This is a genomic window from Actinotalea endophytica, from assembly GCF_025717005.1.
GTDB lineage: Bacteria > Actinomycetota > Actinomycetes > Actinomycetales > Cellulomonadaceae > Actinotalea.
Genome location: NZ_JAOVZU010000001.1, coordinates 270312 through 283187, shown reverse-complemented (window position 1 = coordinate 283187; position 12876 = coordinate 270312). Strand labels below are relative to the sequence as shown.

Sequence of the window (12876 nt, the reverse complement as noted above, 5' to 3'; positions counted from 1 at the left end):
AAAGGCCCCTCAGAGTAAGCGTCTGAGGGGCCTTGCTGTGTGCCGCGACCTCTGACGAGTCCGGTTTTACCCGATCACGTCGGCCCCGCTCTGACGATGCGGCGAACCCGTCGCTCCACGGCGAACCGCGAGCTGGTGGCCCAGCGACAACAAACCCGAAACGGTCCGTACGAACCCTGCGTCGTCATCCACAGCCCGGCGAGTTGCCTCACCAGATGCCCGGCAGGTTGCCCCACCAAGCAGGTTCGCCGGTCTCCGACCGGGCCGGTAGGTCCGGTCCGCCGTTCCCTCCGGGTTGCCCCGGCTGGAACCTCCCGGGTCTCCCCGTTCGGTCCGACGATCCGTCCTTGCCGATGACTTAGTTCTAGTCCCGCCTCGGAGGGGGCTGCAAGGCCTTCCGGAGACCAATTTCGCACCAAGAGTTAGTCACAACGTCGTCCACAGTTCGACCTGCGGAAACGGCCGAGATGCACACCCCTGTGCACGAAATTTGTGCACGACGGAGTCACCCGCCTGCTATGCGTCCACGTCACGGAGGTGGTGCACGAGGTCGTGCACGAAGTACTGGCCGAGCGTCTCGACGGTGAACTGCGAGCCGTTGCTGCGGAGCCCGACCCGGCCCCACGCGTCGTCGGGCACGGTCGCGAACGAGTGCGCGACCGTGCGGCCCGCCTCGACGAGCTCTCCGCTGACGACCACGGGGTCCTGCTCGCCGTAGCGCTCGCTGACCGCGGTGGCGTCCTGGTCCCAGTTGGCGAACGTGGGGGAGTCCTCGTCGAGCATGAGGTGCAGCCGCTCGTCGAAGATCCGGAACACGTCGCGCACGTGGCACGCGTACTCCAGCACCGACCAGACGTCCGGCCGCGGACGCTCACGGGCATCGGGCCGCGCGAGCGCCATGACCCAGCGCGGCAGCGACTCCGCGACGACGGCCGGCACCTCGTCGCCCGGCAGGTCGGCGGCGACGAACCCGCACTCGGGACAGGGCTGCTGCAGCACCCACGTCCAGTCCTTGGTGTCCGGCGTGATCTCGCTCATCGAGGGTCTCCATCGGTTGCGGCCGCGGCTGGGACCACGGCTGAGGCGGGGGCGGCGGCCTTGGGCCCGGGTGCACGATACGCACCCTTGAGCACGGTCACGGAGAGGCCCGCCACGTGCGGTACCGCCCCGAACCGTCTCGGCGACCGACTCCGCTCGTGCCGACCGATCAGGCCTTCTCGCACGACCCGCACCGGCACTATGCGGAGGTCCCAGGGCGGGAGTGGGAGAATGGTCGGGTGCCCAAGATCATCGGGGGCTCGCTCACCGAGCACCGCGAGCGCACGCGGATCAAGCTGTTCGCGGCGCTCGCGACGCTGATGCTCGAACGCGGCTTCGACGCGATCAGCCTGGCGGACATCGCCGCCAAGGCCGGCGTCGGACGTACCGCGGTGTACAACCACTTCCCGGACAAGGAAGCCCTCCTGCTCGCGTACATGACGTACGAGACCGAGGAGTACGTCGCGAACCTCGAGGACGCCTTGCACGGCATCGACGACCCGGTCGAGCAGATGCGGACCTACGTGCGCCGGCAGGCGCAGCTCAAGCGGGTCTACCGGCTCTCGCCCGGGCCCGACCTGCGCTCGGTGGTCTCGCCGGCCACCCAGCGCCAGCTCCGCTCGCACGCCGAGCTCGTGGCGACGGTGCTGCGCCGGATCCTCGAGGGCGGCATGGCGGACGGCTCGTTCGCCGAGCAGCCGCTGAACACCACGGTGTCGCTGGTGAACGCGTGCCTGTCGACGCGCGCGACCGCTGACGGCGACCCGGACGCGGTCGCGGCCACCGAGGAGTTCGTGCTCCGCGCGCTCGGCGCTCAGGTGTCCGTCACGGCTTGAGCCCGGGCGCTCGGGCGTCGGTCACGGTCTGAGCCTGGGCTCAGCTCTCCGTCCGCGGCTCGGACCGGGCGCTCACCCGAGCAGCGGGAGGCGCAACGTCCGCTCCGCTCCGTCGACGACCCGGACCGGCACACCCCAGTCCTGCTGGGCGAGGTGACAGGCGGGGAACTCGATGGCGGGGTCGTCGTCGCAGGACGCGGCCTGGGCCGTGACGTGCAGCACGCCCTCGCCGACGGCGGGGTCGAGCCGGAGCGTGCGGACGAGGTCCGTCCCGTCGCCGTGGCCCTCCAGCAGGAGACCGGGTGGTGAGGCCGAAACCTGGAGCCGCGTCGAGGGGCCGTAGCGGTCGTCGAGCTTCTGGCCGGGCGCGGGGGTGAACGCGACCTCGAGCCGGAGCTCGTCGGGGCCGACCTCGGTCACGGGGCGTGCGGTGCGGTGCGCACCGGCGTCGAGGATCTCGCCGGCGAGCTTCGCGGGGAGCCGGACGCGGGTGAGCCGGTGCGCCGCGGACTCGACGACGAGCAGGTCGAGCGTGCCGTCCTCGTGGGCGTCGACGACGATGCCCGACGGTTCGGCGAGGCCGGTGGCGAGCGTGGTCAGGGTGTCGCTGGGGGTGTCGTAGCGGCGGATCGCGCCGTTGTACGTGTCGGCGACGGCGACCGAGCCGTCGGGCAGCACGGCGACGCCGAGCGGGTGCTGCAGCATCGCCTGGTCCGCGGGGCCGTCCCGGTGGCCGAAGTCGAAGAGACCGTGCCCGACGGCGGTGTGGACGGTGACGGCACCGGTGAGGTCGCCGGGGGTTGCGGCGTCGGCCGGGACGGGGGTGCGGGTCGGGGAGAGCCAGCGCACCGAGGACGTCTCGGAGTCGGCCAGCCAGATCCGCCCGTCGGGGCCGACCGCGACACCGGACGTCTGCGCGAACCAGGCACCGTCGCCGAGGCCGTCGACCAGGCCCTCGTTCATGGTCCCGGCGATCCGGCGGATCTGGTGCTGCTCGTCGTCGAACGCCCAGATGCTGTGGGTGCCGGCCATCGCGACGACGAACGCCGCGAGCTCGGCGGACCACGCGACGTCCCACGGCGAGGAGAGCCGCACGTGGCGCGGGTCGGAGTCGTAGGTCATGCCGGTGCGGTCGTCGACCCACGGCGTGCCGTCGGGACCGGGTGCGACGTTCTCCTGTCCGCCGACCATGAACTGCTCGCCGGTACCCGCGACCGTCGTGACGTGGCCGTCGGCGAGCCGCACACCGCGGAGCGCGTGGTTGACGGTGTCGGCGACGAGCACGTCGTAGCCGAGCCGGCCGCGCAGCTCGTCGGGCACCAGGCAGAGACCGTTCGGTTCGGAGAACCTGGCGTGGTCCGGCGGACCGTCGAGAAGGCCGCGCTCGCCCGACCCGATCCGCCGGACCAGGGTCTCGGCGTCGGGTTCGAGCTCGGCGAGACTGTGGTGGCCTGCGTCGGCGACCAGCAGGTTGCCGCCGGGCAGGCGGATCGCCTTGGCCGGGAACCGGAGCGTGGAGGGCTGGACCGGCGGCGGCACGTAGGGGCCGTCACCGCGGTGCAGCGTCCCCTTCGCATCGTGCTCGGCGATGAGCTCGGTGACGAGCGCCTCGATCGCGTGCCCGTGCCCCTCGCCTGCGATGTGGGCGACGACGTAGCCCTCGGGGTCGACCACGACGAGGGTCGGCCAGGCACGGGCGGTGTAGGCGGACCAGGTGACGAGCTCGGGGTCGTCGAGGACGGGATGGTGCACCTCGTACCGCTCGACGGCCGCGGCGAGAGCGACCGGGTCCGCCTCGTGCACGAACTTCGGGCTGTGCACCCCGATCACGACGAGCACGTCCCGGTGCCTCGCCTCGATCTCACGCAGCTCGTCGAGGACGTGCAGGCAGTTGATGCAGCAGAAGGTCCAGAAGTCCAGGACCACGACCTTGCCGCGGAGCTCGGCGAGGGAGATCGCCTCACCCCCGGTGTTGAGCCAGCCTCGTCCGACGAGCTCCGAGGCGCGGACGCGGGGAAGGCGGGCTGGCGCGTCGGTCACGGCCGCAAGGCTACGTCCCGGTCCGGGCCTGCCCCGAGTCGATGACCCACATCAGCCGGTACGTGGGACCGGCTGATGGTGTCTCCGAGACGCGAATCAGCCGACACACGGTCCGTGGCTGACCCGAGATGCGCATCGACGAGTACGCCAAGGGGGCGGTGCATCTCCGCGAGAACCGCATCACCTGATGCTCCCGAGACTCGGTCGGCAGCCATGCGCACCACCTCAGCCGAGACTCCCGAGACTCGGGTCGACTGCAACGTGCACCAGATCACCTGAGACTCCCGAGACTCGGGTCGACTGCAACGTGCACCAGATCACCTGAGACTCCCGAGACTCGGGTCGGCAGCCATGCGCACCACCTCAGGCGAGACTCCCGAGACTCGGTCGGCAGCCATGGGCACCACCTCAGCTGAGACGTCCGCTGGGCAGACCCACGTCCCGGCGAGACGGACCGGATGGTCAGCTCACGCCGGGGCGTGGCCACTTCTGCGTCAGCGGATGCACGAATCAGCGAACAACACCGTGACCCCAGCGTTTCCGCAGATGCGGGCACGCCCGCGCCAAGTCCGGCCGGGGCACACCCACGCCAGCTCTGGTGGGGCCGCTCCCGCGCCGGCTCCGGTGGGACACGGCACGGGCGGGGACGCCCGCGGTGTCAGCTGCGGGCGCGCAGGCGGTCGACGACGGCGACGAGGTCGGTGAGCGCGACGGCGTCCGGCGCGCGGACGGGGGACCAGGAGACGCCGCCGATGTAGTCCTCGACCGCCTCCTCACCGAGCAGGGCGTCGAGGACGAGGAACGCGACCTGGCCGCGGGCGTCGTCCGGCATCTGCGAGAAGCGGGGGTGCGACACCACGACGTGGACCTTGCCGGCCTCCTCGGTCAGGGCGACGGCCGCCTCGCCGAGCGCCACCGGCCACTCGCCGAGCTCGATCACGAGGTGCTCGGCGTCCGGGACCGGCTGGCGTCCGGTCGCGTATTCGAACGCGTCGTCCGGTGCGGGGGCGGCAGCGAGCCAACGGGCCGCGACGTCGCGGAGGTCGGGATCGCCGGCCGCGGTGACGACCAGCATGTGGCGCGCCACGCGACCCTGGCCGGTCTCGAACGCGAGGTCCGCGATCGCGGTGACCCGCGCCGTGAGGTCGTCCGCGAGCGCGTTCAGCTCGTCCGGGTCGCCGTCGCCGTCGAACAGGCGCGCCGCCCACACCCGACCCGTGGAGGTCCACCACGCCCAGAAGTCGGCGATCGCGGCGTCCTCACGGGCTCGCTGCTCGGGCGACGCAGGCTGAGGGCTGCCAGGGTCGGAGGAAGTCATGGCGCGACGCTAGCGGGGCGAGGCGACGGATCGGTGGGACCGGCGGAGCGGCACGACGGATCGACCGGGACCGGCAGGGTCACGACACACGGGCACGCGGCGCGTGCCGGGCCCAGGGTGCGCGGGGCAGACGCTCGTCGACTCACGCCCCCGCGCGGATCGACCCGACCACGCGGACCTCGACCTCGACGCCCGCGACCTCACGCGGCACACCCGCGCGGTCGGACTCCTCGGTCACGTTGACCCGGACAGCCCATCCGTCGCGCTGCGGGACGACACCGACGCCGCACACCCCGCTGGCACCGTGCAGGTGCTCGCGCAGCCGTGACTTCGCGAGGCGGGCTCGCTGCAGGTCGGCCATCGGGGCACCTCGTCTCCACCCGGTCGCGACCGCCGGCGGCGACCCGTTCCGGCCGGGCTCAGGAACCGACGAACGCCGCGCCGAACGACTCGAGAACCCGGTCGATCGGGTTGAGGTAGGTCAGTCCTTTCCCATTCTCGCCCCCGGACTCCGACCCGGCAAAGAGCAGCCCCACGGCCGGGTGACCCGGCTCGGCACCGTCGGACGCCTCGTCCGGGTCGCCGGGCGCGCTGCCCGCGCCTGCGTCCGTGCCGTCGGACGGGGCCCCGGACCCGTCGTCGGCGGCGTCCGTGCCACCCACGCGGTACACCAGCGACCCGCTGTCGCCGCCGCGCGAGAACGGGTCCGAACCGATGCCCTCGACCTCGATCTGGTCGTCGAACGCGAGCTCGCCGAGGCCCTCGCCGTAACCGACCACGACGTCGTCCAGCTCGATCGCGGTGATCCGACCGCGCGTCACGCCGGTGGTCCGTCCGATCTTCTCCACCAGCCACGCGCCCGCCGGCACGGCCGTCGACGTCACCGCACCCACCGGGTAGGTCGCGTCGACCTCCTGGTCGTCGAGCCGAGCGACCGCGCCGTCGACGACGAACCGACCGTCCGCCGCCAGCGGGACGAACGCCGCGAGCTCGCCCACCTTGTCCTGCGGCAACCGGCCGCCGTCGTACGGCCCGGGCTGCAGGATCGGGTCGCCCACCGAGGCCGCCGGCGACCCCACCAGGACGTGATAGTTCGACAGCACGTGGACCACCCCGTCCACCACGACGAAGGCGCCGAGCGTGCCCGCCGTCACGTCGCGGTGCGCGATCGAGACGCCCGGACGCAGGGGACGCACCCGTCCCGTCTCGCCCGCTGCCTGCGCCGTGATCACCGGCGGCCGCGGCACGACCCCCGGGATCGCCGAGATCCGGCCGGTGCGGCGCACGTCCACCGGGTCGCCGACCTGCTCGACCACGCGCCGCGCCACCATCCGTGCGGTCGGCACGCCGAGCCGGTACCGGACCGCCACACCGAAGCTGCCGTCCGGCTGCGGCGCCAGACCGAGCGCGACACCCGCCCTGGTGCGCGCCGCAGAGGCCTCCACGCGCCGCTCGAGCAGCTCCCGTACGTACCCGCTCAGCTCCGCCTTCAGCGCCCGCGCCTCGCCGTGGTCCAGCCCGCTCATCCCGGTCCCCCAATCCCGGCCGGGACCCGCGCCCGACCGGACCAGTCTGCCCCGGACCTCCGACGTGAGGTCGGCGAAACGAGCCATGATCACCGGCGCCGCACCGCGCAGAACAAACTCCCACGCGGCTGCATCCACGGCGGGGGTCGGCGCCGTAGAGGGGGTGTCAACAGCTCCCTGCCCCGGTCCGAGGGGCACGAGACAGGAGGACACCATGCGTACCCGACTCCTCGCCGGCGGCGCCGCCGGCATCGCCCTGGCCCTCAGCGGCGCGCTGCCCGCAGCGGCCGTCGACTCCGACACCGCCGAGCTCTCCGTGCTGCACGGCGTCCCCGGCCTGACCGTCGACGTCTGGGTCAACGGCGAGCGCACGCTGGACGACTTCGCGCCCGGCGACCTCGCCGGCCCGCTCGAGCTCGCCCCGGGCACCTACACGGTGGCGATCACCGCCGCCGACGCGGCCGACGACAGCTCGCCGGCGATCGGCCCGGTCGACCTCCCGCTGGAGGGTGGGACGTCCTACACCGCCGTCGCGCACCTGAACGCCGACGGCGACCCGACGGCCACGCTCTTCACCAACGACATCTCCGCCACCGACGCCGGACAGGGACGGCTCACGGTGCGTCATGTCGCCGCTGCCCCCGCGGTCGACATCCTCGCCGGCGGTGACGCGGTGATCGAAGACCTGGCGAACCCGGACGAGTCCGTGCTCGACCTGCCGGCCGGAACGGTCTCCGCCGCGGTCGCCGCAGCGGGCACCACCGAGCCGGTCCTCGGACCGGCGGACGTCACGATCTCCGACGGCGTCAACACGATCGTCTACGCGTGGGGCTCGCTGTCCGACGAGAACCTCGCGCTCGCGGTGCAGACCGTCGACACGCACGCCTCGTCGCCGTCCGGCGTCCCCTCCGGCGAGCTCGGCCTGGCCGACGACTCCGGCATGGCCTACGGCTGGCTGATCGCGATCGCGGCCGCACTCGGGCTCGCCGGCGCCGCACTGGTGCTGCAGCGCCGGACGACCGCGAAGGACCAGGCCGGCAGCCGACGCTGACCGGCTCTTGACCCCGGCGGGCCGCACCCTCCCTCACTCGCGGCGTGCGGCCCGCCGGCCGGCCGGTCTCCCGTCGCCATCCGGCCCACCGACCCGCCGACCCCTCGACCCGCCGACCCCTTGACCGACCGACCCCTTGACCCACCGACCCGCCGACCCGGAGGTCATCGTGCCCACGCCGAGCCGCCTGCCTCGCGCCGCACTCCTTGCGGGCGGCGGCGCCGTGCTCGCGGTGGCGCTGGCCGGGGGGCTGAGCCTGCTGCGCGCGGACCCCGACCCCGGTCCCGCACTCGCCGCGACGGCATCGACCGCGCCCTTCACCGGGACCGACCTCGACGCGCAGGACGAGAGCCCCGTGCCCGACGTGGACGCCGCGCCGGGCACCGACAGCGGCGCAGGCACCGGGTCGGCCACCGACGTGCCGGTCCAGGACGCCTCGCTCGATGCCCTTCCCGCTCAGGCCCCGTCCGCACCGGTGCACCTCACGCTCCCGACCCTGGGCGTCGACCTGCCGGTGGACCCGGTCGGCGTCGCGGACGACGGCCAGATGGAGATCCCCCCGCACGCCGAACGGGCGGGCTGGTACCGCTTCGGCCCGGCGCCGGGCGCCCCGGAGGGCACCGCCATCATCGCCGCCCACGTGGACTCGATCGTCTCGGCCGGTCTCGGTCCGTTCGCCCGGCTGCGTGACCTGGCCTCCGGCGACCAGGTCGCGGTGGACCTCGCGGACGGCTCGACCCTCGCCTACCGGGTCGACGACGTGACGGCCGTGCCGAAGACCGACGTGGTGTGGCCCGACGTGTTCGTGCGCGACGGCCCGGCGCGTCTGGTGCTCGTCACGTGCGGCGGCCGGTGGCAGCCCGACGTGCGCCACTACGCGGACAACGTCATCGTGTACCTGACCCCGGTGGCCACCGATGGCACTGCCTGACCGGCTGCCGGCACCTCGGCCGAGGAGGACCGTGAGCGACGTGACGCGGCTGCGCCCGCCGTCGTCGTGGGACGACGAGGCCCTGGCACGCGCCTTCGTCACGGGCGACGACGAGGCGCTGGCCGAGGCCTATCACCGCTGGTCGGCGCTGGTGCACACGCTCGCGCTGCGGGCACTGGGTCAGCACGCCGACGCCGAGGACGTCACCCAGCAGGTGTTCGTCAACGCCTGGCGCGGCCGCACCGGGTTCGACCCCGCACGGGGCTCGCTTCCGGGGTGGCTCGTCGGGATCACCCGCAACGCGATCGCCGACGTCGCGGCCCGGCGGGCCCGGGAACGCCGCGACGCCGAGGCCGCGAGCGCTACCGTCGAACCGGTCGCCCCGGCCGAGACCGCGGGGCTCGCCGACCGCCTCGTGGTGGCCGACGAGCTGGCCCGCCTGGGCGAGCCGCAACGCACCATCCTGGCCCTGGCGTTCTGGGAGGACCTGACCCATCCGGAGATCTCCGAGCGGCTCGGACTGCCGCTCGGCACCGTGAAGAGCCACATCAGACGCAGCCTGCTGCGACTGCGCAGTCGATTGGAGGTGGACCGTGCCGCATCTGGAGCCTGAGGCGCTCGCGCTCGCCGCGCTGGGCGAGCCGCTGGACGACGACGCACGACGCCACCTCGACACGTGCGCGGTGTGCGGCGCCGAGTACCGCTCGCTCGCCGAGACCGTCAGCGCGGGTCGGGCCGGCGGCCCCGAACCCCTGATCGCGCCGCCGCCGCAGGTGTGGGACGCGGTCGCGGCCGAGCTCGGTCTGCCGGCCCACGTGCAGCCGGGTGGCGCCCGCCACGACGCGGGGCGAGCGCCCGACTCGCCGACGGCCCTCGACTCGCCCACCGCTCCCGACTCACCCGCTGCGCCCGACTCACCCGCTGTGCCCGACTCACCCGCTGCGCCCGACTCACCCGCTGCGCCCGACTCACCCGCTGCGCCCCACTCACCCGCTGCGCCCCACTCACCCGCTGCGCCCCACTCACCGAGCAGCACGCCGGCGACCACTCCCGTCCCGCGCGACGACCTCGCCTCGCGACGCACCGCACGCGGCCGTCCGCGAGCCGGATGGCTCGCCGTGGCCGCCGCCGCGGGGATCGTGGTCGGCGGGCTCGGCGTCGGCTGGTGGACCGGCCGCTCGGCCGCACCCACCGTGGTCGAGGCCGCCGACCTCGCCGCACTGCCCGACTGGCCCGGGGCCTCGGGCCGCGCCGTGGTCGAGGAGTCGGCCGGTGGTGAGCGGACGCTCGTGATCACGCTCGCCGGGGCCGGTGTCGGGGACGGCTACCACGAGGTCTGGCTGATCGACACCGACGTGACCAAGCTGGTCAGCCTCGGCGTGCTGTACGGCGACGAGGGCTCCTTCGTGCTGCCGAACGGTCTCGACCTCGCCGAGTACCCGGTGGTGGACGTCTCGGAGGAGCCGTTCGACGGCAACCCCGGTCACTCCGGCGACAGCATCGTCCGCGGCGTCCTCGGCACCTGAGCACCCGCGGCACCCACCGCCTCGGGCGGGCGCCCATCGGTGCCGGCCATACCGCCGGGGAAGCGGCCGACCTCACGCGCGCGGAGGGCCGGCCTCACCGGGCGCGGGGCGGTACTCGCGGTCGGTGCGCTCGACGACCTCGCGATGGGTGGTGTTGGACCGCTGTGCACTGACGATCAGCGAGATGACGATCGCGAGCACGCCGGCACCCATCATGATCCAGCCGATGAGGTCAAGGTTGACGACGTCGCTGCTGACGTCGAGCGCGAACGTCAGGATCGCGCCGACGACGATCAGGAAGATGCCTCCGCCGATGGCCATGTGCCCTCCACATTCCCGGCCGCGGGCGCGGCCTCTGGTGCCTCAGGCTCGCCCGACAACCGGGTCCACGCACCTTCAGAGCCTGTGACCTGCGACGATGTCAGTCGGCGGCACGAGCTGCCTCCACCGGGCCCACTCCGGCTGCTGCTCCACCTGAGCGCCGCTCAGCGCGACGGCCCCGGGTCCTCGCGGTCCCGCTCGGCCATCGCGGCGAGCATCGCGTTGTACGCCTCGAGCTCGGCGTCGCCGTCGCGCTCGGCGGCCCGGTCACGGCGCTTGGCCGCGCGCTCGTCGGCCCGGGTCCAGGACACCGCGAGGATGATCGCCACGGCGAGCATCGGCAGCTCGGAGATGCCCCAGACGATCGCGCCGGCGGTGCGCTGGTCGTCCAGCGCCGACGGACCCCAGGTCCGCCCGAGCAGGCCGTACCACTCGGGCACCAGCAGGGCGGTGTCCATGGTGAGCGCGACGCCGAAGAAGGCGTGCGCGGCCATCGTGGCGAACAGCAGCACCAGGCGCATCGGGTGCGGCAGGCGCTTCGGCCCGGGGTCGATGCCGATCATCCCGTTGAGGAACATGTACCCGGCGAGGCTGAAGTGCGCGACCATCGCGAGGTGCCCGATGTACGTCTCGAGCGAGTACCGGAACAGCTCGGAGAAGTAGAAGACGTACATCGACCCGGCGAAGTTCGCGGCTGCGACCAGCGGGTTCGCGAAGAACGTCGCCCAGCGCGAGTGCACGATCGCCAGCAGCCACTCCCGCGGGCCCCGTGAGCCGTCGGTGCGCACCGGCAGGGCCCGCACCGCGAGGGTCACCGGCCCGGAGATCACCAGGAAGATCGGCACCACGAGCATCAGCACCATGTGCTCGATCATGTGAGCGCTGAGCAGCACGTGGCCGTACACCGCGGGACCGCCCGAGGTGGCCCAGAAGAACGTCAGCATGCCGACGACCCAGCTGATCGTCCGGCCCACCGACCAGTGGTCGCCGCGTGCCCGGAGCCGCAGCACCCAGCGCAGGTAGACCACGATCCCGGAGACCGCCGCGAGTGCCATGATCAGGTCCCAGCGGAACGCCGTGACCCACTGGTCCGCGGTGGGCGGGGCCGGCAGCGGGTGGCCGGTGACGATCTCGGCCGGGGTCAGCTCGCCGGTCGGGGTCTGCGGGACCGGCGGCTCGGCCGAGGAGAGCGCGACCGCGACCCCCGAGACCGCTCCCATGATCACGAGCTCGACCGCGACCAGCCGCCAGAACAGCCACGGGGCCCGCAGCCGGCCACCCGGCTCGCGGGGGTCGCGGTCCCGCCACTGCGCGGCGAGCCGGTCCACGACACGGCGCCGGTGCACCCAGCCGATCACGCCGAGCGCCGCCATCAGGAGCACCTTGACCGAGACGAGCCGGCCGTACTCGGTGGTCACCAGGTCCGCGGGGCCGCCGAGCCGGATCGCGGCATTGACCACGCCGGAGGCGCCGACCCCGACGAACGCCCACAGCGCCAACGTGGAGTAGCGGGAGACCGACGGCGCGAGGTCCCGCCCCAGTCGGTGCGCGACCAGAGCCAGGGCCGCGAGCCCGCCGATCCAGACCACGACACCCAGCAGGTGCAGGAACATCGCCGAGATCGCGAGCTCGTGGTTGGTGTCGCCCGAGGCGTGGCCGGTCTGGGCCTGCAGCACGAGCGCGACCGTCGCGAGCAGTGCCGTCCACAGCGCCCCGGTCGGGGTGCGCACCACGATCGCCACGACGCTGGTCAGCGCCGCGACCACCACCACACCCAGGCCGATCTTGCCGAGCGAGATCGACGTGACGTAGACGCCGAGCTCCGGGCCGAAGGTCGGCGAGTCCAGCGGACGCCCCGCGACCACGCCGTAGCCGAGCACCAGGTCGGCGAGCGCGAGGACCGTCCAGGCCCCGGCGGCGAAGGCGGCCACCCGGATCGCGGCCGGCCATGCGGCACCGTCGGACACGGTCCGCCCACCGGTGCGTGGCAGCACGAACGCAGCGAGCACGAGCGCGCCGATCGTCACCGCCGTGGCCAGCTCGCTGAGGGTCGTGGCGATCGGCGCTCCCCAACGCACCAGGGCGCCCGGGTCCAGCAGGTCGACGGTGCCCTGGCTCGCCACCACGGTGCCGAGCACGACGGCCAGCACCCCGGCGACCACCCCGCCGATCAGACCCGGCCGGAGCGGACGGAGGGACGGGGCACCTGGACCGCCGGCCGAAGGTCCGGCAGGCCGCCGCGCACCCCCGCGCGGCGGCGATCCGGGCCGGGTCGCGGTGCTCACCGGA

The 12876-nt window shown here is 73.5% G+C and carries 12 protein-coding genes; 5 read left to right on the top strand and 7 right to left on the bottom strand.

All coding sequences use genetic code 11. The annotated features are described in order from the left end of the window. Positions 1 to 516: 516 nt before the first annotated feature. Positions 517 to 1038 carry a DinB family protein gene (locus tag OEB99_RS01345; protein ID WP_263507827.1) on the bottom strand — a complete coding sequence of 174 codons (522 nt, stop codon included), beginning with the start codon at positions 1036 to 1038 and terminating at the stop codon, positions 517 to 519. A gap of 239 nt (positions 1039 to 1277) precedes the next feature. On the opposite strand from OEB99_RS01345, the gene OEB99_RS01340 reads away from it, so the two are divergent. After that, positions 1278 to 1874: a TetR/AcrR family transcriptional regulator gene (locus OEB99_RS01340; RefSeq protein ID WP_263507826.1), complete on the top strand. Its 597-nt coding sequence runs from the start codon at positions 1278 to 1280 to the stop codon at positions 1872 to 1874. 72 nt (positions 1875 to 1946) lie between these two features. Here OEB99_RS01340 and OEB99_RS01335 read toward each other — a convergent pair whose 3' ends face one another. The 4 genes from OEB99_RS01335 to OEB99_RS01320 all read right to left on the bottom strand — a co-directional run bounded on the left by OEB99_RS01335 (position 1947) and on the right by OEB99_RS01320 (position 6758). Then, the gene (locus OEB99_RS01335) at positions 1947 to 3914 is read right to left on the bottom strand and encodes an NHL domain-containing thioredoxin family protein (protein WP_263507825.1); all 1968 of its coding nucleotides are present in this window, start codon (positions 3912 to 3914) and stop codon (positions 1947 to 1949) included. 658 nt (positions 3915 to 4572) lie between these two features. Continuing rightward, positions 4573 to 5232: a hypothetical protein gene (locus OEB99_RS01330; RefSeq protein ID WP_263507823.1), complete on the bottom strand. Its 660-nt coding sequence runs from the start codon at positions 5230 to 5232 to the stop codon at positions 4573 to 4575. 142 nt (positions 5233 to 5374) lie between these two features. Beyond that, positions 5375 to 5593 (bottom strand): hypothetical protein, encoded by a 219-nt coding sequence (locus OEB99_RS01325; protein ID WP_263507822.1) that lies wholly within the window; start codon positions 5591 to 5593, stop codon positions 5375 to 5377. 58 nt (positions 5594 to 5651) lie between these two features. Continuing rightward, on the bottom strand, positions 5652 to 6758 hold the full coding sequence (locus OEB99_RS01320; RefSeq protein WP_263507821.1) for a S1 family peptidase: 1107 nt from the start codon (positions 6756 to 6758) through the stop codon (positions 5652 to 5654). Positions 6759 to 6972: 214 nt separating this feature from the next. Here OEB99_RS01320 and OEB99_RS01315 point away from each other — a divergent pair, with 214 nt between their 5' ends. From OEB99_RS01315 to OEB99_RS01300, 4 genes are all read left to right on the top strand, one after another. Continuing rightward, positions 6973 to 7809 (top strand): DUF4397 domain-containing protein, encoded by an 837-nt coding sequence (locus OEB99_RS01315; RefSeq protein ID WP_263507819.1) that lies wholly within the window; start codon positions 6973 to 6975, stop codon positions 7807 to 7809. A gap of 169 nt (positions 7810 to 7978) precedes the next feature. Beyond that, positions 7979 to 8740, top strand: coding sequence for a class F sortase (locus tag OEB99_RS01310; RefSeq protein ID WP_263507818.1), 762 nt, complete (start codon positions 7979 to 7981; stop codon positions 8738 to 8740). Between the two features lie 31 nt (positions 8741 to 8771). Further along, positions 8772 to 9353, top strand: coding sequence for a sigma-70 family RNA polymerase sigma factor (locus OEB99_RS01305; protein WP_263507816.1), 582 nt, complete (start codon positions 8772 to 8774; stop codon positions 9351 to 9353). Continuing rightward, positions 9334 to 10266, top strand: a complete 933-nt coding sequence (locus tag OEB99_RS01300; RefSeq protein WP_263507815.1) for an anti-sigma factor — start codon at positions 9334 to 9336, stop codon at positions 10264 to 10266. The genes OEB99_RS01305 and OEB99_RS01300 overlap by 20 nt, the downstream gene beginning before the upstream one ends. A 72-nt stretch (positions 10267 to 10338) precedes the next feature. Here the strand turns inward: OEB99_RS01300 and OEB99_RS01295 are convergent, their stop codons facing one another. Both OEB99_RS01295 and OEB99_RS01290 read right to left on the bottom strand, forming a co-directional pair. Further along, positions 10339 to 10587, bottom strand: coding sequence for a DUF6458 family protein (locus tag OEB99_RS01295; RefSeq protein WP_263507814.1), 249 nt, complete (start codon positions 10585 to 10587; stop codon positions 10339 to 10341). 164 nt (positions 10588 to 10751) lie between these two features. Beyond that, positions 10752 to 12749: a bifunctional copper resistance protein CopD/cytochrome c oxidase assembly protein gene (locus OEB99_RS01290; RefSeq protein ID WP_263507811.1), complete on the bottom strand. Its 1998-nt coding sequence runs from the start codon at positions 12747 to 12749 to the stop codon at positions 10752 to 10754. Positions 12750 to 12876 lie beyond the last annotated feature (127 nt).